This is a genomic window from Pseudomonas sp. 57B-090624 (assembly GCF_003234055.1).
GTDB lineage: Bacteria > Pseudomonadota > Gammaproteobacteria > Pseudomonadales > Pseudomonadaceae > Metapseudomonas > Metapseudomonas tohonis.
Map to the genome: position 1 here is coordinate 1 of NZ_QKRU01000101.1, position 18,732 is coordinate 18,732.

The following is an 18,732-nucleotide window of genomic DNA, read 5'->3' on the forward strand; positions in this document are numbered from 1 at the left end:
CCCCGACGCTGCGGCCGGGGCGCCGTCGGACCCTCAGCTGTTGGGCAGCAGGCGGCAGGTGATGCTCTTGATGTAGCGGGTTTCCGGGATCGCCGGGTGCACCGGGTGGTCCGGGCCCTGGCCGCCGCGTTCCAGCAGCTGGATGTTGCGGTCCAGGTGGCGGGCGCTGCCGAGCAGGATGTTCTGCAGGTCGTCCTCGGGCAGGTGCATGGAGCAGGAGGCGCTGACCAGGATGCCGTCCTTGTTGAGCAGGCGCATGGCCTGTTCGTTGAGGCGGCGGTAGGCGGCCTCGCCGTTCTTCAGGTCCTTCTTGCGCTTGATGAAGGCGGGCGGGTCGGCCACGACCACGTCGAAGCGCTCTTCGGCGGCCTTCAGCTCCTTCAGGGCTTCGAACACGTCGCCTTCCACGCAGGTGACCTGCTCCGCCACCCCGTTGAGGATGGCGTTGCGCTCGACGCCGTCGAGGGCGAAGCCGGAGGCGTCGACGCAGAACACTTCACTGGCGCCGAAGGCCGCGGCCTGCACGCCCCAGCCGCCGATGTAGCTGAACAGGTCGAGCACGCGCTTGCCCTTGACGTAGGGCGCCAGGCGGGCGCGGTTCATGCGGTGGTCGTAGAACCAGCCGGTCTTCTGGCCTTCCAGCACCGGGGCTTCGAACTTCACACCGTTCTCTTCCAGGGCGACCCACTCGGGCACCACGCCGAAGGCGGTGTCCACGTAGCGCTCCAGGCCCTCGGCGTCACGGGCGGCGGAGTCGTTCTTCCACAGCACGCCACGGGGCTTGAGCACCTGCACCAGGGCATCCAGCACGGCGTCCTTGTTGCGCTCCATGGCGGCGGAGGCCAGTTGGACCACGATGTGGTCGCCGAAACGGTCCACCACCAGGCCGGGGAGCAGGTCGGAGTCGCCATAGACCAGGCGGTAGTAGGGCTTGTCGAACAGGCGCTCGCGCAGGCTCAGGGCCACGTTGAGGCGGTGCACCAGCAGCGACTTGTCGAGGCTGTGCTTGGTGTCGCGGGACACCAGGCGCGCGCAGATCAGGTTGTTCGGGCTCAGTGCGACCACGCCCAGGGGCTTGCCGCCGGCGGCTTCGAGGATGGCCTGGTCGCCGGGCTGGAAGGCGTTCAGCGGAGTGGCGACCACGTCGATCTCGTTGCTGTAGACCCACAGGTGGCCGGCGCGCAGGCGTCGATCGGCGTTGGCTTTGAGGCGCAGGCTGGGCAGGGACATGGGTCGCTCTCCGGAAAAAAGAGCGGGATTATAACCGAAGGCGCCCGCCGATCCTGCTACCGGCGGGCGCTCGTGCTCAGGCCGCGAGGGCTTCGATCAGCTTGCGGTTGAAGGCCGGGATGTCGTCGGGCTTGCGGCTGCTGATCAGCTTGCCGTCGACCACCACTTCCTCGTCCACCCAGTTGGCGCCGGCGTTCTTCAGGTCGTCGGTGAGGGACGGCCAGCTGGTCAGGGTCTTGCCCTTGACCAGGTCGGCGCTGGCCAGCAGCCAGGCGCCGTGGCAGATGACCGCGATGGGCTTGTTGGCTCGGGCGGCGTCGCGCACCAGTTCCTGGGCCATCTCGTCCAGGCGGATGGTGTCGGCGTTGACCACGCCGCCGGGCAGCACCAGGGCGTCGTAGTCCTCGATGCGGGCGGTGTCGAAGGTGCGGTCGACGGCGAAGCTGTCGGCCGGGGTGGTGTGGTTCCAGCCGGTGACCTTGCCGGTGCTGGCGGAGACGATCTCGGCGATGGCGCCGGCGTCTTCGAGGGCCTTCTTCGGCCCGGTCAGCTCGACCTGCTCGAAACCGTCGGTCACCAGCAGGGCCACGCGCTTGCCCTTGATGGACTGGCTCATTGGGGGTCTCCCGTCGTTGTGGGTGTTCAGTTTCCGAGGCGACCGTTAGGCGAAAGTTCAGCTAAATCGATGGCCTGTTCACCAGTGGCTGGAGTTAGACTGTCATCCCAATTCCCCGCCTCAGTCCCGCTGTCATGGCCCAAGAACTCTCTGCAGAACAGATTCGCCATTTCCTCCAGGGCATCAGCGTGCCGCCCCAGCCGCAGATCATGGTCGACCTGCAGATGGAGCAGGTCATGCCCAGCCCGGACCTGCGCACCATCGCCAAGCTCATCAGCCAGGACCCGGGCCTGTCGGGCGCACTGCTGAAGATCGTCAACTCGCCGTTCTACGGGCTGACCAACCGCATTGCCTCGATCCAGCAGGCGGTCAACCTGCTGGGCTGCAACACGGTGATCAACCTGATCAACGCGCAGTCGATCAAGGGCGAGATGACCGACGAGACCATCGTCACCCTCAACCGCTTCTGGGACACCGCCCAGGACGTGGCCATGACCTGCCTGACCCTGGCCAAGCGCATCGGCCACCAGCAGGCGGACGAGGCCTACGCGCTGGGGCTGTTCCACAACTGCGGCATCCCGCTGATGCTCAAGCGCTTCCCGGACTACATGACGGTGCTGGAGGAGGCCTATGCCAGTGCCAATGCCGAGCGCCGCATCGTCGACACCGAGAACCGCCTGCTCAACACCAACCATGCGGTGGTGGGCTACTTCACCGCGCGCTCCTGGCGCCTGCCGGAGCACCTCTGCGAGGCCATCGCCAACCACCACAACGCGCTGTCGATCTTCAGCGATGACTCCGGGCGCGATGCGCCGCTGAAGACGCTGCTGGCGATCCTGAAGATGGCCGAGCACGTCTGTGCCTCGCACCTGGTGCTGGGCAACCAGGCCGATGACCACGAGTGGAACAGCGTCAGGGCGCTGGTGCTCGACTACGTCGGCCTTTCGGAGTACGACTTCGAGAACCTCAAGGAAAGCATCCGCGAACTGGGCGCCCACTGATCGCCCGCGACGCTGTACGTCGAGATATCCATGCCTGAACTACCTGAAGTCGAAACCACGCGGCGGGGCATCGCGCCCTACCTCGAGGGCCAGCGCGTGAGCCGCGTGGTGGTGCGTGAGCGCCGCCTGCGCTGGCCCATCCCCGAGGACCTGGACGTGCGCCTCTCCGGCCAGCGCTTCGTGGTCGTCGAACGCCGCGCCAAGTACCTGCTGTTGCAGGCCGAGGCGGGCACGCTGATCAGCCACCTGGGCATGTCCGGCAACCTGCGCCTGGTGGAGACGGGGACGGTGGCGGCCAAGCACGAGCACGTGGATATCGAGCTGGAGTCGGGCCTGGCGCTGCGCTACACCGACCCGCGCCGCTTCGGCGCCCTGCTCTGGAGCCTCGACCCGCACAACCACGAACTGCTGCGCAACCTCGGTCCCGAGCCGTTGACGGACCTGTTCGACGGTGAGCGCCTGTACCAGCTCTCCCGTGGGCGCAGCATGGCGGTCAAGCCGTTCATCATGGACAACGCCGTGGTGGTGGGCGTGGGCAACATCTACGCCACCGAAGCCTTGTTCGCCGCCGGGATCGACCCGCGCCGCGAGGCGGGAAGCGTGTCGCGGGCGCGCTACCTGAAGCTCGCCGAGGAGATCAAGCGCATCCTCGCCCACGCCATCGAGCGTGGGGGCACCACGCTGCGCGACTTCGTCGGCGGCGACGGCCAGCCGGGCTATTTCCAGCAAGAGCTGTTCGCCTATGGGCGCGGCGGCGAGTTCTGCAAGGTCTGTGGTTCCACCCTGCGCGAGGTGAAGCTGGGGCAGCGGGCGAGCGTCTACTGCCCGCGCTGCCAGCGCTAGGCCGGCGCGGCCTTGTCGGCCCGCCGCCGTGGTCCTCGAGAGATGCCGAGAACAATAAGAAGAGGTGACGGATGTCCGGCAACTACCTGCCCCGCAACGCGGTTGCGCAAGCCATCGGCCATGGCGTGTTCAAACTGCTTGGCTGGCGCATCGAGGGGCAGCTGCCGCCCCTCGACAAGTTCGTGGTGATCGGCGCGCACCACACGTCCAACTGGGACTTCGTGCTGTTCATCGCGGCCAAGTTCATCCTCCGCCTGAACGCCCGCTGGTTCGGCAAGCACAGCATCTTCCGCTGGCCTTTCGCCGGGCTGATGGAGCGCTGGGGCGGCATTCCCATCCAGCGCCACCTCAAGCTCAACCAGGTCGAACAGGCCGTTCAGGCCTTTCGCGAGAACCGCGAGTTCATCCTCGTGCTGTCGCCGGAGGGCACGCGCAAACGGGTGGAGCGCTGGAAGATGGGCTTCTACCACATCGCCCGTGGCGCCGACGTCCCGGTGGTGCCGGCGGCACTGGACTACCGCAACCGGCGCATCGTCATCGGCGAGCCGTTCCGGACCACCGGCGATGCTGCGGCCGATCTGCGCCGCCTGCTGGCGTTCTACCTGCCGTACGAGCCGAAAAAACCCGACTACGCTTTTAACGGCGATTGAAGGCCGTCACGCTGAAAAGCGCGCGGGCACTGTTATAGTTAGCCGCATTACTCCTCTAATAGCCGAAGGATTGCATCATGAACCTGTTCCGCACTTCCGCTGCTGTCTTGGCGCTGACCACTGGCCTCATGGCGCTGCAGGCGCAGGCTGAGGTGGTGCAGCAGAACACCAGCGGCGACCCGATGTACACCGCCGACGCTCCGCCCGCTTATTCCATGGTCGGCGACCTGCTGATCGCCCGTCCGCTGCTCATCGGTGCCACCGTCGTCGGTGCCGGCCTGTTCGTGGTGAGCCTGCCCTTCAGCGCCCTGGGCGGCAATGTCGGCGCCGCCGGCAAGGCCCTCGTGGTCGATCCGGGCAAGGAAGCCTTCGTGCGTTGCCTGGGCTGCACCAGCAGCGGTTACCAGAAAGACTGATCGCGCTATTCTCGGCTCATCGAGCCGGAGACGGCCCCTTGCCCAGCGATGAGCAAGGGGCCGTTTGCATTTATGGCGCCCTGTTCGGCGCCTGCCAGGGAGACGGATGAGGTGAAGGGTTTTCCAGTTGTCGCACTGCTGGTGCTGGCGGCCGTCGGGCTTGCCGGCAGCTTCTGGATGAGTGCCGGCTGGCTGCAGCTCTGCGCGGGCCTGGCGCTGTTCCTCTTCGGCATGCAGTGCCTGGAGGAAGGGCTGCGCGACCTGGCCGGCAGCAAGCTCGAGCAGTTGCTGGGGCGCAGCACCTCGACGCCGTTCAAGGGCCTGATGTTCGGTGTCTGCGGCACGTTGCTGCTGCAGTCCAGTACCCTGGTCTCGCTGCTCACCATCGCCTTCATCAGTACCGGGCTGATCCAGCTGGCCGGTGGCATCGCCATCCTCTTCGGCGCCAACCTCGGGGCCACCAGCGGCATCTGGCTGCTGGCCATGGCGGGGCAGAATCTCAGCCTCTCGCCCCTGGCGCTGCCCCTGCTGGTGTTCGGCGTGCTGGCCGGCTTCATCGGCCCGCGCAGCAAGGCGGCCGGGCGCATCGTGCTGGGCATCGCCTTCGTGTTCCTCGGCATCGACCAGATCAAGGACGGCTTCTCCGCCTTCGATGATGGCTTCGACATGACCGGCCTGCAGGTCGATGGCCTGCTCGGCAGCCTGCTGTTCGTGGCGGTGGGGATGCTGGTGACCGTGGTGCTGCAATCCAGCCACGCCGCCCTGATGCTGACCCTCGCGGCGCTTGCCAGCGGCCAGCTGGAGCTGGGGCAGAGCCTGGCGATCGCTATCGGCTCGAATGTCGGCAGCAGCGTCACCACGGCCTTCGTTGGCTCCCTCGGTGGCAACCGCAGCGGCCAGCGGCTGGCCTTGGCCCATGTGCTGTTCAACATCGTTACCGGGGTACTCGCTTTCGCTCTGCTCGGGCCCCTGACCTGGCTGGTGCATGCCCTGGCGGAGCCGGTGGGCCTGGCGGACAACCCGCTGATCCAGCTGGCCATGTTCCATACCCTGTTCAATGCCTTCGGCGTGGCGCTGTTCTGGCCCTGGCAGGCGGGCCTCGCGACCCTGCTGGTGCGCTGGCTGCCCGAACGCAGCGAGCCCCAGGTGCTGATCACCGAGCTGGCGGCGGGGCCGGCGGAGCCGGAGCGGGTCCGCGCGCGCTATCTCAGCGAGCGCGCCCTGGATTCGGCCGACGCGGCGGCCAGCGCGGTGGTGCAGGAGCTGCGCCACCTCGGGCGCCTGAGCCTGGAGGTGATCTGCCATGCGCTGTTCCTGCCGGTGGACCTGCTGGGCAAGGACCACCCCGACGAGGCCGCGCTGCAGGCACCGCCCGTGCGCCATCACCTGGATGCCGAGACGCTCTACCAGCGCCACATCAAGGGCGTTTACGGCGACCTGCTGAGCTTCATGGGGCGCCTGGAAGTGACGCTGGACGAGGCGCACCAGCAGTTCTGGGTCAGTTGCCAGGTGACGGCGCTGCAACTGGTGGATGCGGTGAAGGATGCCAAGCACCTGCAGAAGAACCTCGGCCATTACCTGGAGGGTGGGCCGTCGGCGACGCGGGATGCCTACGTGGAGCTGCGCCGCCACCTGCTGGCGACCTTGCACCAGATGCGCGAGCTGAGCCGTTCGCAATTGCCGGACGAGGTCTGGTCACAACACCTGCAATGGCTCGACGAGAAGGCCGCGGACTTCGATGGCGAGTTCCGCAACCGCCTGTTCGCCGCTGTGCGCAGTGGTCAGCTGGATGGCCTGCAGATGAGCTCGCTGATGAACGACCTGGGCTATGCCAGCCGCATCATCCAGAGCTTGCGCAATGTGCTGATGATCGGCCAGCGCCAAGGCTTGCTGCGCGCAGGAGCGTCGGCGGAAGAGGAAGAGGGGCTGATCGAGCTGCCCTGAGCCGTGAGGCTCAGCGCTGCTCCTTTTCCAGCGTCTTGGCCAGGCCCACGCCGCGTGGGTCGCTGGCGGCTTCGATGCGGCCGCCGTCCTTGTCCCAGAACAGCACCTGCTGGTTGCCGTAGCCGCGCTCGACGCGTTTCAGGCTGTAGCCACGCGCTTGCAGCGCGGCGATCTCGGCGTCGCTGAAGGTGCTCGGCTCGTGCTCGATGACGTCGGGCAGGTACTGGTGGTGGTAGCGCGGCACCGCCGGCCAGCGGGCGACGGGCTGGCCGTCGAGGTATTCCAGTATCGACAGCAGCACCATGCTCGGGATGCGGCTGCCGCCCGGGGTGCCGAAGGCGGTGAATTCCTTGGCGCTCTCGATGAAGGTGGGGCTCATGCTCGACAGCGGGCGCTTGCCGGCGGCCACCGCGTTGGCCTGGCTGCCGGCCAGGCCGTAGGCGTTGGCACCCTGGGTATCGGCGGCGAAGTCGTCCATCTCGTCGTTGAGCAGCACGCCGGTGCCCGGGGCGACGAAGGCGGCGCCGAAGGGCAGGTTCACCGACAGCGTGGCGGCGACGGCGTTGCCGTCCTTGTCGATCACCGCGAAGTGGGTGGTGTGGTCGCCTTCGCGCCACGCGGGAGCCGGCGGCAGGCTGGCGCTGGGGGTGGCTCGCTGCGGGTCGATGCCGGCGGCCAGGCCCTTCAGGTAGTCCGGTGCGAGCAGTTGGCTCACCGGGTTGGCGATGAAGTCGGGGTCGCCCAGCAGGCCACGGTCACGGTAGGCACGGCGCAGCGCCTCGACCACGTAGTGGGTGCGCTGCAGTTTGTCGCCCTCGCGCCAGGGCAGCTGCTGCAACATCGCCAGGCTCTGGGCCAGGGCCACGCCGCCGGCCGAGGGCGGCGGTGCGCTGATCAGCTCGCGGCCGTCGGCCAGGGCGTAGCGCAGCGGCTGGCGTTCCACCACGCGGTAGCTGTCCAGGTCCTGCTGGGTCCAGATGCCGCCGGCATCGCGCACGCCCTTGACCAGCCTGGCGGCGGTCTCGCCGGCATAGAAGCCGGCCTTGCCGTAGCGGGCGATGCGCTCCAGGGTGCGGGCCAGGTCGGGCTGGTGCAGCAGGCTGAACTCATCGGGCACCTCGCCCTTGTCGTCGAGGAAGATGCGCGCCGTCTCGGGGTCGTCGCGCATCGCCGCGATGCGGAAGCCGGCGCGCTCGATGTACACGCGATCGACCGAGATGCCGTCGCGGGCCAGGCGGATGGCCGGGGCCAGGGAATCAGCGAGGGGCAGGCGGCCGTGGTGCTGGGCCAGGTCCACCAGCGCGGCGGGCAGGCCGGGAATGGCGGCGGCCAGCGGGCCGTTGATGGACAGCTGCGGCTGTACCTTGCCATCGCGCAGGTAGAGATCCGGGCGCGCGGCCAGCGGCGCGCGTTCGCGGGCGTCGAGGAACAGGTAGGTGGGCTGCTTGTCGCCGGCCTTGCGCAGGAGGAAGAAACCGCCGCCGCCCAGGCCCGAGCCGTGGGGCTCGGCCACTGCCAGGGCGGCGCTGATGGCCACCGCGGCGTCGAAGGCGTTGCCGCCCATGGCCAGGGTTTCCAGACCGGCGACCGTGGCCGAGGGCTGGGCGCTGGCTACGGCGGCCTGGTCGGGGGGCGCCGCCCGCAGTGCGACGCTGAACAGCAGCAGCGCCGCGAGCAGGGCGGGACGCCAGGCCGTGTCACGCAGCTGGCGGCCCATGGCGTCAGGCCTTGCCCGTGAGCTTCAGGTACTTGTCCATCAACTGCTCGCGGGTTTCGACACGGGCGTCGTCGAGGGGAATGCAGTCCACCGGGCAGACCTGCTGGCACTGCGGTTCGTCGTAGTGGCCGACGCACTCGGTGCACAGGTTGGGGTCGATGACGTAGATCTCCTCGCCCTGGGAGATGGCGCCGTTGGGGCACTCGGGTTCGCAGACGTCGCAGTTGATGCAGTCGTCGGTGATCTTGAGGGACATGGAACAACTCCTACCGTCGCCGTGCGGCGGCGGTGCTCAGCAGACAATGGCGGAATTGTGCCGGAATGGCGCGGTCGGCGCACCTTTTGCGCGCGCCGACCGCCGTATCGCGGGGCTCAGCGCTTGAAGCGCTCGGCCAGGGCCTCGGCCACCGCAGGGTGGACGAACTGGGTGATGTCTCCGCCCAGGGCCGCTATTTCGCGCACCAGGGTGGAGGAGATGAAGGAGTACCGCTCCGACGGGGTGAGGAACATGCTCTCCACGTCCGGTGCCAGCTGGCGGTTCATGTTGGCCAGCTGGAACTCGTACTCGAAGTCGGAAACGGCGCGCAGGCCACGGAGGAAGACATTGGCCTTCTGCTCCTTGACGAAGTGCGCCAGCAGGGTGGAGAAGCCCACCACCTCGACGTTGGGCAGGTGCTTGGTGACTTCCCGGGCCAGCTCGACGCGTTGCTCCAGGGAGAACAGGGGGTTCTTCTTGGGGCTGGCGGCTACCGCGATGATCACGGTGTCGAACAGGCGGGAGGCACGTTCGATCAGATCGCCGTGGCCTTTGGTGATCGGGTCGAAGGTGCCCGGATACAACACTCGGTTCATCGCTGCGTCCTGGCAGGGGTCCGTAAGGGAATCGGATGGTAGCGCAGCATGCCCCGGCGGCCAAGACGCCGGAGCATGCCGGTTTATCCCGCTCAGGCGCTCTTGAGGCGCTCGGCGAGGGCGGTGGAGAGCTGCGCGGTCAGCCCGTAGACCGACAGCTGCGGGTTGGCGCCGATGCTGGTGGGGAACAGCGAACCATCGTGGATCGACAGGTTGGCCAACTGGTGGTGACGACCGAGGCTGTCGGTGACCGCCTGCTTCGGGTCCTCGCCCATGGCGCAACCGCCCATCACGTGGGCGCTGCCCAGGCGGGTGCGGTACAGCTCGAGCGACAGGCCATCGATCAGCGTGCGCGCCTCGGCGGCGGTCTTCACGTAGCCGGCGTCGGCATGCAGCGGCAGCACGGCCTTGGCCCCGGCGGCGAACTGGATCTCGGCCATCACCTGGAAGGCGCGACGCACGCCGTCCCAGGTGTAGTCGGTCATGCGGTAGTCGAGCACCGGGCTGCCGTCGCCGCGCAGTTCCACCGTGCCTTCGGCGCTGTCCGGGTGGAAGCCGTCACGCAGCAGAGCGAGCATCACGTTGGTGTGCGGCAACTGCTCCATGCGCAGGGCGTTGTCGATGCCGAAGCGGCCGAGCAGGGTGGCGGTGAGCGCGGGCTGCAGCGGCGGCACTTCGAGCTTGTAGGACATGCGCCCGGTGGTGCCGTCGTCCCACTGGTAGTGGTCGGAATAGATGGACTGCGGCGCGCCGTAGAAGGGGTTGATCACCTGCTCGAACTGCGCGGCGGAGAAGTTCACCAGGTGCAGGAAGGTGCGCTTGCCGGTGCGGCCGTGCGGGTCGGGCGCGTCGGAGCGCAGCAGCAGGCCGGGGGTGTTGATGCCGCCACCGGAGAGCACGTAGTGCCGCGCCTTGACGGTGATGGTGCGGCCGGTGGGCGCCACGCAGCGCTCGTCCATGCCCTGGCATTCGATGCCGGTGACTTTGTCGCCGTCGATCAGCAGGCGATGGGCGCGGGCGAGATAGAGCAGCTCGCCGCCCTTGTCGAGGGTGGCGGGGATGGTGGTGACCAGCATCGACTGCTTGGCGTTGGTCGGGCAGCCCATGCCGCAGTAGCCGAGGTTCCAGCAGCCGCGCACGTTGCGCGGGATGACCTTCCAGTGCAGGCCGAGCTTCTCGCAGCCGCTGCGCAACACGTCGTTGTTGGGGTTCGGCGGAATGGCCCAGGGCGCGACGCCGAGGCGCTGTTCCATCTTCTCGAACCAGGGGGCCATCTCGGCCGGGCTGTGGCCCTTGACGCCGTGCTCCCTGGCCCAGTGTTCCAGGGTCGGGTCGGGGGTGCGGAAGCTGGAGGTCCAGTTGATCAGGGTGGTGCCGCCCACGGCGCGGCCCTGGAGGACGGTCACCGCGCCGTCCTTGGTCATGCGGCCGATGCCTTCCTGGTAGAGGCTCGGGTAGGCCTCGGCTTCCTGCATCTTGAAGTCGCTGCTGGTCTTGAGCGGGCCTTCTTCGATGATCAGCACCTTGTAGCCGGCGGCGCTGAGTATCTCGGCGGTGGTGCCGCCGCCCGCCCCCGAGCCGACGATGGCGACGTCGGCCTCCAGGGTCAGGTCCTGCTCGAGTCGCGAGCCATTGTGGGTCTTCCAGCCGCGGGCCATGCCGTCGGCGAACAGATCGGGTACGGGCATCAGTCAATCCTCGCTCTCGCCGAAAGCGGCCGGTCGTCGCCGGCGCCTGGTCGAGTGGTGTTTCTTGTCGTTGTGGGGGCGCGCGCTCAGACGGTCGGCGGACCGGGGTAACCGCAATGCGCCCAGGCTTCCTGCCTGCTGTACCAGGCCATCATCACCAGCTGCAGCAGGGAGGCGTGCCCCATCTTCAGCAGGCCGATGAAGCTGTTCTGCCAGCGATCGAGGAAGTTGCGCACGTCCTCGGCGCTGGCGTTCTCCCAGCTGCCCCATACACCGGTCAGCGGCCCCCGGGTGATGGGCAGGGCGAGCACGTCGAAGAGCTGCACGGTGAGCTTGAGCATCTCCGGCGAGAGTCGGTCCAGGGCGTAGTCCAGGCTCTGGATGGTGCCGGCTACGGCTTGCGGCATCTGCTCGGCACTGACCGCGCCCTCGAGCATCACCGGGATCAGGGCGCGCAGGAAGGGCAGGTCGGAGTCGCGCAGGATCGCCAGGCCGTTGGCCGGGACGCTGGCGGAGCAGCCGGAGAGGGTGGCGGTGACGCCGGCCGTGGCGAGGAAGGCAGAGCCGAACAGGCCGACTTTGAGCAGGCTGCGCCGGGAAAGTCCCGGCGCGTTCAGGGTGGTCTCGGTCATTGTTGTTATGTACCCGTCTGATCCTTAGGGGGCGTTAGCGCACGAACAGCTTGTAGACCAGCTTCTGGATCGATTTGCCGTAGGGCGGGTAGATCATCCGCGCGGCGTTGAAGCGCTGCTTGATGAACACGCCCTTGGCCTTGCTGAAGGTGAGGAACCCTTCATGCCCGTGGTAGTGGCCCATGCCCGAGGGGCCGACGCCGCCGAAGGGCATGTCGTCCTGGGCCACGTGCAGCAGGGTGTCGTTGAGGCACACGCCGCCGGAATGGGTTTCGTGCAGCACGCGCTGCTGCTCGCGCTTGTCGTAGCCGAAGTAATAGAGCGCCAGCGGGCGCGGGCGCTGGTTGATATAGGCGAAGGCCTGGTCCAGCCGCTCGTAGGGGACGATGGGCAGCAGCGGGCCGAAGATCTCGTCCTGCATCAGTTTCATGTCGTCCTTCACGTCCAGCACCAGGGTGTGCGGCAGGCGGCGGCCCTGGGCCTCGGGGAACAGCGGCACCAGGCGTGCCCCCTTGGCTTCGGCGTCCTGCAGGTAGCCGTTGAGGCGCTGCAGCTGGCGTTCGTTGATGATGGCGGTGTAGTCGGGGTTGTTCTGCAGTTGCGGGTAGAAGGACTTCACCGCAGTGCGGTAGGCCTCGACGAAGCCTTCGACGCGCTCCCTGGGCACCAGCACGTAGTCGGGGGCGACGCAGGTCTGCCCGGCGTTCATGGTCTTGCCGAAGGCGATGCGCTCGGCGGCGTGATCCAGGGGCACCTCGTGGGAGACGATGGCCGGCGACTTGCCACCCAGCTCCAGGGTGACCGGGGTCAGGTTCTCGGCAGCCGCACGCATGACGTGGCGGCCGATGCTGGTGGCGCCGGTGAACAGCAGGTGGTCGAAGGGCAGCTTGGAGAAGGCGACGCCGACATCGGCTTCCCCCAGGCATACGGCGACGAGGTCCTCGGGGAAGATGCGCGCCATCAGCGTCTTGAACAGCTGGGAGGTGGCGGGGGTGGATTCGCTCATCTTCACCATCACGCGGTTGCCGGCGGCCAGGGCGCCGACCAGCGGGCCGATGGCGAGGAACAGCGGGTAGTTCCACGGCACGATCACGCCGACCACGCCCAGGGGCTGGTAGATGACCTTGGCGGAGGCCGGCTGGAAGGCCATGCCGACGGAGCGGCGCGAGGGCTTCATCCAGCGGCGCACGCGGTTCTTGGCGTAGTGGATGCCGTGCAGGCTGGGCATGATCTCGGCCAGCAGGGTTTCGTCCGCGGAGCGGTTGCTGAAGTCCTGGCTGATGGCGCGGATCAGCGCGTCCTGCTCGTCGAAGATCAGGTCACGCAGGGATTTGAGCCACTGGATGCGCTGCTCGGCGCTGGGCATCGGGTTGTCGCCATAGGCGGCACGTTGGCGGGCGAACAGCTCCTCGAGCTGGTTGATCTGCTGCTGGGCCTGCTGCAGATAGGCTACGTCGGCGACCATGAGCGACACCTCTCTAATTATTGTTGAAAACCGGTGCTGGATTTTTAGAGTAATTGCTCTAGTGTGTCAAATAGCATGGCGCGACAGGGCTCGCCCTGCCTACCGAAAGAAAGTTGGGCCGGCCTCCAGGCGGCCTGTGAAGGGGGCCGGGAGGCCACACGAACAGGGTGCGATACGGAACGCGGAGCGCTGTGGAGGCACTCTCTGTTCCGGGACTCTGTGTAGTTTTGTTACCCTCGCCGGCTCCCCGGCAGCAGTGAGACCGATCCGCGCATGGCCCCACGTATCAAGACCCGCGAGCGAATCGTGCAATCCAGCCTGGAGCTGTTCAATGCCCAGGGGGAGCGCAACGTCACCACCAACCACATCGCCGCTCACCTGGGGATGTCGCCGGGCAACCTCTATTACCACTTCCGTAACAAGCAGGTGATCATCGCCGAGCTGTTCGCCGAGTACGAATCACGGGTCGACGCCTTCCTGCGCCTGCCCGGGGATCGCGCGCTGACGGTGGAGGACAAGACCTTCTACCTGGAGGCGTTGCTGGCGGCGATGTGGCACTACCGCTTCCTGCACCGCGACCTCGAGCACCTGCTGGAATCCGACGCCGAACTGGCGGCGCGCTACCGGGTCTTCGCCCAGCGCTGCCTGGGGCATGCCCAGGCCATCTACCGGGGCTTCGTCGAGGTCGGCATCCTGCTGATGAACGACGCGCAGATCGAGGCCCTGGCCCTCAACAGCTGGATCATCATGACCTCCTGGGTGCGCTTCCTCTGCACCACGCGGGGTGACCCGGGCGACCTCAACGAAGAGATGCTGCGCCGTGGCATCTACCAGGTGCTGGCGCTGGAGGGGGGCTACATCGCCGCCGAGGCGCAGGAGGCGGTGGCGGCGCTCTACGAGAAGCTCTACGTGCCCCTCGACCTGGTGGTGCAGGGCTAGCGGGCGAGCCCCGCCAGCCACTGGGGGATGCGCCGTTCCAGGTAGTAGTCGGGCTTGCCCGGCGTACCGCCGATGAAACCGACATGGCCGCCTTTCTCATGCAGTTCCAGGCGCGTGCTGGCGGACAGTTCGTGGGCCTCGGGGAGGCTGTGGCGGAATACGAAGGGGTCGTCGGCGGCCTGGATCAGCAATGTGGGCACGTGGATGTCGCCGAGGAAATAGCGGCTGGACGCCCGGCGATAGTAGTCGTCGGCGTCGGCGTAGCCATGCAGGGGGGCGGTGATGCGGCCGTCGAAATCCCAGAAGGTGCGCATACCGTCCAGCGGGCCGAGCTTCTCCAGTACCGACAGGCGATCGGCCTGGCCCTGGTGGGCGAACAGGCGCTGCTTGTCGCGCACGTAGGCGACCATCTCGCGCATGAAATGGCGCTGGTAGACCCGCGAGAAGCCGGCGCCTATGCGGTCGGCGCACTGGTCCAGGCGGAAGGGCACCGAGACCGCGACGGCCCCGCGCAGGGCACAGGCCTCGCCGCTTTCACCCAGGTACTTGAGCAGCACGTTGCCGCCCAGCGAATAGCCGACGGCGAACAGCGGTGCCAGCGGGCGCACGCGGCGCAGGTGTTCGACGGTGGCGGCCAGGTCTTCGCTGGCGCCGGAGTGGTAGCCCCGGGGCAGCAGGTTGGGCTCGCCCGAGCAGCCGCGCCAGTTGATCGCCACGCTGGACCAGCCGCGCCCGGCCAGTTGCTGCTGCAGGCCGAGCACGTAGAGCGAGGCGGACGAGCCGGTGAGGCCGTGGAGCACCAGCACCAGCGGCGACTCGGCGTCGTGGGGACCGTGCCAGTCGAGGTCGAGGAAGTCGCCGTCCTCCAGCCACAGGCGCTCGCGCCGGCGTTCCAGCTGCGGCGGTTTGCGGCAGAAGGGCGACCAGAGGGTCTGCAGGTGCGGGCCCGGCAGCCACCAGGCGGGGGTGAAGTCGCTCACGCCTGTCGATGCCACAGTGCGTAGTGCACGGTGCTGGCCTTCTTCTCCCGGTGCAGGCGCCAGTTGCCCGGCAGGCCGAGGGTGGAAGGGGCGCTCTCGCTTTCGGTGTAGATCCAGGCATCGGCGGCCAGCCAGCCGTTCTCCTCCAGCAGCGCGCAGGCCGGCTGCAGCAGGTTGAGGTTGAAGGGCGGGTCGAGGAACACCAGGTCGTAGGGGCGTGGCGTCTGGGTGGCCAGGTAGCGCAGCGCGTCGGCCTGCAGCAGTTGGCCGGCGCCGCAGCCGAGGGTGTCCAGGGTGCCGCGCAGGGCGGCGATCGAGTCGGGGTTCAGGTCCAGGGCCAGGGCTTCCTGGGCACCGCGGGACAGCGCCTCCAGGTACAGGGCGCCGCTGCCGGTGAAGGGGTCGAGCACCCGAGCGCCCTCCACGTAGGGCGCGAGCCAGTTGAACAGGGTTTCGCGCACCCGGTCCGGCGTCGGGCGCAGGCCCGGGCCGTTGGGGAAGGCGAAGCGGCGCGAACGCCACTCGCCACCGATGATGCGCAACTGGCCCTGGCCCCCGTGGGGGGGCGGGGCTTTCTTCGGTGAACGTGCGGCCATCAGTGCTCCGGGATGCCAAAGCTGGGTTTGAAACGCTTCTCCGTCGGCGCCGGCAGCTCCTTTTGGGGAACGGTCGGGCCGGCGGTGACGATGACGAAGCTGTCCGGGTTCAGGTGCTTGTCCATGGCGGCCTTGACCTGTTCGACACTGAGCCCCTGCACCTGTTTCATGAAGTCTTCCAGGTAGGTCAGCGGCAGGCCGTAGAAGCCGATGGCGCCGAGCTGGCCGACGATGTCGGCGTTGCTCGCGGTGGACAGCGGGAAGCTGCCGGCCAGTTCGCGCTTGGCGTCGTCCAGTTCCTTCTGCGTCGGGCCCTTGGCCAGGTAGTCGCGGACGATGTCCTTGACCAGCTTGAGGGTGCCGTCGCTCAGCTCGGCGCGGGTCTGCAGGCCGATCATGAAGGGGCCGGCGACCTGCATGGCGGTGAAGCCGGAACTGACGCCGTAGGTCAGGCCGCGCTTCTCGCGCACCTCTTCCATCAACCGGGTGCCGAAGCCGCCGCCGCCGAGGATCTGGTTGCCCAGGTAGAGCGCGGCGTAGTCGGGCTCGTTGCGGTCGATGCCGAGCTGGGCCAGCAGCAGGTGGGTCTGCGCCGACGGGAACTCGATGTGGGTGGTGCCCGGCTTGGGCGTCTCGGGCGTCGCGACCTTGGCCAGCTTCGGCCCTTTCGGCAGGGCGGCGGAGACACGCTTGGCGATGGCTTCGGCTTCCTCGCGGGAGAGGTCGCCGACCAGGGCGATCACCACGTTGCCGGCGGCGTAGGCCTTCTTGTGGAAGGCCTGCAGCTGGGCGACGCCGATGGCGGGGATGGATTTCTCGTCACCTTCGCTGGAGTGGGCGTAGGGGTGCTTGCCGTAGAGCTTGTCGAACAGCGCCAGGCCGGCGAGCTTGCCGGGGTTCTGCTTCTGGTACTCGAAGCCGGCGAGCATCTGGTTCTTGATGCGCGCCAGGGAGTCCTCGGGGAAGGTAGGCGCGCCGATGACCTGGGTGAACAGTTCCAGGGCCGGGTCGCGCAGCTTGGGGTCGGTCAGGCTGCGCAGGCCGGCCACGGCCATGTCGCGGTAGGCGCCGTTGCTGAAGTCGGCCCCCAGGCCTTCGAAGCCCTGGGCGATGGCGGTGACGTCCTTGCCCTTCACGCCTTCGTTGAGCATGGCGTTGGTCAGGGTGGCGAGGCCGGGGGCGTCGCCGTCCTGGCTGCTGCCGGCGGCGAAGGTCAGGCGCAGGTCGAACATCGGCAGCTCGGGGGCGGCGACGAAGAGTACCTTGGCGCCCTCGGCGGTGTCCCAGGTCTGGATGTCCAGGTCGCGGCGGGCCGGGGCCTTGCCGTCCAGTTCGGTGATGGATTCGAGTTTCGGCGGCTCATCGGCCTCGGCGGCCTGGGTCGGCGGGGTGCGGTCGACGACGATGAACAGCAGGACGCCCAGCAGGGCGATCAGGGCCAGGCCGAGCAGGCCGTATCGCAGGCCGTTGCGCTCACTCATGGCTAGCCTCCTCGGGCAGGACGTGGGCGACGCTGAGGCGGTCGCGGGTGAAGAAGGTCTTGGCAGCGGCCTGGATGTCGGCCGGGGTCACGGCTTCCAGGGCGGCGAGGTCCTGGTCCATCAGCTTCCAGGACAGGCCGACGGTTTCCAGCTGGCCGATGGTGGTGGCCTGGCTGGTGATGGAGTCGCGCTCGTAGACCAGCCCGGCGATCACCTGGGCGCGCACGCGCTTGAGTTCCTCCTCGCCCGGCGGGTTGTTCTTCAGGTCTTCCAGCTCCTTCCACAGGCCGGCTTCGGTCTGCTCCAGGGTCTTGCCCTTCTGCACGTTGGGCGTGGCGCTGAGCATGAACAGGCTGTCGCCGCGCGGGTAGCCGTCGTAGTTGGCCGAGGCGCCGCTGACCAGCTCCTCGCCACGTTCCAGGCGGCTGGGCAGGCGGGCGCTGTAGCCGCCATCGAGCAGCGCGGAGATCAGGCGCAGGGCGTGGACCTGGCGCGGCTCCTTGGCGGTGGCGAGACCGGGGACGTTGAAGCCCATGATCAGGCTCGGCAGCTGGGTCTTCACGTGCAGGACGATGCGGCGCTCACCCGGTGCGGCGAGCTCCAGGGGCTTCTTCGAGGGCGGCACGGCGCGGCTGGGGATGTCGCCGAACCAGCGCTGGGCCAGGGCCTTGACCTCTTCGCCCTTGACGTCGCCGACCACCACCAGGGTGGCGTTGTTGGGCACGTACCAGGATTCGTACCAGTGGCGCAGCTCCTCGACCTTCATGCGGTCCAGGTCGGCCATCCAGCCGATGGTGGGGGTGTGGTAGCCGCTGGCGGGATAGGCCATGGCCTTGAAACGCTCGAAGGCCTTGGCGGTGGGGCGGTCGTCGGTGCGCAGGCGGCGCTCTTCCTTGATCACCTCGATCTCGCGCACGAACTCTTCCGGCGGCAGGCGCAGGCTGGCCATGCGGTCGGCCTCCAGCTCGAAGGCGACGCTCAGGCGATCGCGGGCCAGGACCTGGTAGTAGGCGGTGTAGTCGTCGCTGGTGAAGGCATTCTCCTCGGCACCGAGGTCGCGCAGCACCAGGGAAGCCTCGCCCGGGCCGAGCTTGCGGCTGCCCTTGAACATCATGTGTTCGAGGGCGTGGGAGAGGCCGGTCTGGCCCGGGGTCTCGTAGCTGGAGCCTACCTTGTACCAGAGCTGGGAAACTACCACCGGTGCCCTGTGGTCTTCTCTGACGACGATTTTCAGGCCGTTTTCGAGGGTGTATTCATGGGTGGGTTGGGATTCTGCGGCATGGGCGGCTATCGGCAGACAAAGGGCGCCGAACAGCAAGCCGGCGGCGTGGCGGGCAATCGCTTTCATCGATGTTTTTGACCTTTCGGACGGCCCCGGCGGACGTACCGCCTGCGGGCGAAGAGGTGCTAGGATACTCCATCCCTTTCCGGCACGGCGACGCTACCGGGCCAGGCCCAGAGCGGCCGCTCCTTGAGATACAAGCTACCCATGTTTGGTTCCAACGACGACAAGAAGACGCCGGCCGAGGCCGCTGAAAAAAAATCACTGTTCGGCTGGCTGCGCAAGAAACCGCAGGAAGCGGCTCCCGTGCCGCCCGCAGAACCCACCCAACCCGAGGTGCCCGCCGCCGAGACGCAGCCGGTTGCGCCCGCCCCGGTGGTCGAGTCCGTTGCCGAGGTGG

The 18,732-nt window shown here is 67.9% G+C and carries 18 protein-coding genes and 1 pseudogene; 7 read left to right on the plus strand and 12 right to left on the minus strand.

Features of this window, described 5'->3' with window-relative positions:
• Positions 1–33: 33 nt before the first annotated feature.
• Positions 34–1,230 (minus strand): class I SAM-dependent rRNA methyltransferase, encoded by a 1,197-nt coding sequence (locus DMX10_RS29500; protein ID WP_111264437.1) that lies wholly within the window; start codon positions 1,228–1,230, stop codon positions 34–36.
• 76 nt (positions 1,231–1,306) lie between these two features.
• On the minus strand, positions 1,307–1,846 hold the full coding sequence (locus DMX10_RS29505) for a type 1 glutamine amidotransferase domain-containing protein (RefSeq protein ID WP_111264438.1): 540 nt from the start codon (positions 1,844–1,846) through the stop codon (positions 1,307–1,309).
• 188 nt (positions 1,847–2,034) lie between these two features.
• Between DMX10_RS29505 and DMX10_RS29510 the strand changes: the two genes are divergently transcribed.
• The 5 genes from DMX10_RS29510 to DMX10_RS29530 all read left to right on the plus strand — a co-directional run bounded on the left by DMX10_RS29510 (position 2,035) and on the right by DMX10_RS29530 (position 6,700).
• Positions 2,035–2,847 carry an HDOD domain-containing protein gene (locus DMX10_RS29510; RefSeq protein WP_173175271.1) on the plus strand — a complete coding sequence of 271 codons (813 nt, stop codon included), beginning with the start codon at positions 2,035–2,037 and terminating at the stop codon, positions 2,845–2,847.
• A 30-nt stretch (positions 2,848–2,877) separates the two neighbouring features.
• On the plus strand, positions 2,878–3,690 hold the full coding sequence (gene mutM, locus DMX10_RS29515) for a bifunctional DNA-formamidopyrimidine glycosylase/DNA-(apurinic or apyrimidinic site) lyase (RefSeq protein WP_111264440.1): 813 nt from the start codon (positions 2,878–2,880) through the stop codon (positions 3,688–3,690).
• A 71-nt stretch (positions 3,691–3,761) separates the two neighbouring features.
• The gene (locus DMX10_RS29520) at positions 3,762–4,340 is read left to right on the plus strand and encodes a lysophospholipid acyltransferase family protein (RefSeq protein ID WP_111264441.1); all 579 of its coding nucleotides are present in this window, start codon (positions 3,762–3,764) and stop codon (positions 4,338–4,340) included.
• A 77-nt stretch (positions 4,341–4,417) separates the two neighbouring features.
• Entirely contained in the window at positions 4,418–4,756 is a 339-nt protein-coding gene (locus tag DMX10_RS29525; protein WP_111264442.1) for a multidrug transporter, read from the plus strand.
• 111 nt (positions 4,757–4,867) lie between these two features.
• Positions 4,868–6,700 carry a Na/Pi cotransporter family protein gene (locus DMX10_RS29530; RefSeq protein ID WP_236205510.1) on the plus strand — a complete coding sequence of 611 codons (1,833 nt, stop codon included), beginning with the start codon at positions 4,868–4,870 and terminating at the stop codon, positions 6,698–6,700.
• Between the two features lie 10 nt (positions 6,701–6,710).
• Here DMX10_RS29530 and ggt read toward each other — a convergent pair whose 3' ends face one another.
• From ggt to DMX10_RS29560, 6 genes are all read right to left on the minus strand, one after another.
• On the minus strand, positions 6,711–8,417 hold the full coding sequence (gene ggt / locus DMX10_RS29535; RefSeq protein ID WP_111264444.1) for a gamma-glutamyltransferase: 1,707 nt from the start codon (positions 8,415–8,417) through the stop codon (positions 6,711–6,713).
• 4 nt (positions 8,418–8,421) lie between these two features.
• A complete protein-coding gene (locus tag DMX10_RS29540; RefSeq protein ID WP_111264445.1) occupies positions 8,422–8,673 on the minus strand; it encodes a YfhL family 4Fe-4S dicluster ferredoxin in 252 nt (83 codons plus the stop codon).
• Between the two features lie 116 nt (positions 8,674–8,789).
• Complete coding sequence (gene coaD / locus DMX10_RS29545) at positions 8,790–9,269, minus strand: pantetheine-phosphate adenylyltransferase (protein ID WP_111264446.1); 480 nt, start codon at positions 9,267–9,269, stop codon at positions 8,790–8,792.
• A gap of 92 nt (positions 9,270–9,361) precedes the next feature.
• The gene (locus DMX10_RS29550) at positions 9,362–10,957 is read right to left on the minus strand and encodes a GMC family oxidoreductase (protein WP_111264447.1); all 1,596 of its coding nucleotides are present in this window, start codon (positions 10,955–10,957) and stop codon (positions 9,362–9,364) included.
• 86 nt (positions 10,958–11,043) lie between these two features.
• Entirely contained in the window at positions 11,044–11,589 is a 546-nt protein-coding gene (locus tag DMX10_RS29555; RefSeq protein WP_111264448.1) for a twin-arginine translocation pathway signal protein, read from the minus strand.
• Positions 11,590–11,623: 34 nt separating this feature from the next.
• On the minus strand, positions 11,624–13,054 hold the full coding sequence (locus tag DMX10_RS29560; RefSeq protein ID WP_111264449.1) for a coniferyl aldehyde dehydrogenase: 1,431 nt from the start codon (positions 13,052–13,054) through the stop codon (positions 11,624–11,626).
• A gap of 273 nt (positions 13,055–13,327) precedes the next feature.
• Here DMX10_RS29560 and DMX10_RS29565 point away from each other — a divergent pair, with 273 nt between their 5' ends.
• A complete protein-coding gene (locus tag DMX10_RS29565) occupies positions 13,328–13,993 on the plus strand; it encodes a TetR/AcrR family transcriptional regulator (protein ID WP_111264450.1) in 666 nt (221 codons plus the stop codon).
• Here the strand turns inward: DMX10_RS29565 and DMX10_RS29570 are convergent.
• From DMX10_RS29570 to DMX10_RS29585, 4 genes are read right to left on the minus strand one after another with little or no spacing between them, the layout of a single operon-like run.
• Positions 13,990–14,973 carry a hydrolase gene (locus DMX10_RS29570; protein ID WP_111264451.1) on the minus strand — a complete coding sequence of 328 codons (984 nt, stop codon included), beginning with the start codon at positions 14,971–14,973 and terminating at the stop codon, positions 13,990–13,992. The genes DMX10_RS29565 and DMX10_RS29570 overlap by 4 nt on opposite strands.
• Positions 14,970–15,569, minus strand: a complete 600-nt coding sequence (gene rsmD, locus DMX10_RS29575) for a 16S rRNA (guanine(966)-N(2))-methyltransferase RsmD (RefSeq protein ID WP_111264452.1) — start codon at positions 15,567–15,569, stop codon at positions 14,970–14,972. The genes DMX10_RS29570 and rsmD overlap by 4 nt, the downstream gene beginning before the upstream one ends.
• The gene (locus tag DMX10_RS29580) at positions 15,569–17,050 is read right to left on the minus strand and encodes a pitrilysin family protein (RefSeq protein ID WP_111264453.1); all 1,482 of its coding nucleotides are present in this window, start codon (positions 17,048–17,050) and stop codon (positions 15,569–15,571) included. The genes rsmD and DMX10_RS29580 overlap by 1 nt, the downstream gene beginning before the upstream one ends.
• The gene (locus DMX10_RS29585) at positions 17,043–18,398 is read right to left on the minus strand and encodes a pitrilysin family protein (RefSeq protein WP_111264454.1); all 1,356 of its coding nucleotides are present in this window, start codon (positions 18,396–18,398) and stop codon (positions 17,043–17,045) included. Before DMX10_RS29585 ends, DMX10_RS29580 begins: the two co-directional genes overlap by 8 nt.
• Before the next feature lie 141 nt (positions 18,399–18,539).
• Here DMX10_RS29585 and DMX10_RS29590 point away from each other — a divergent pair.
• Positions 18,540–18,732: pseudogene (locus tag DMX10_RS29590) on the plus strand (signal recognition particle-docking protein FtsY); the annotation flags it as partial.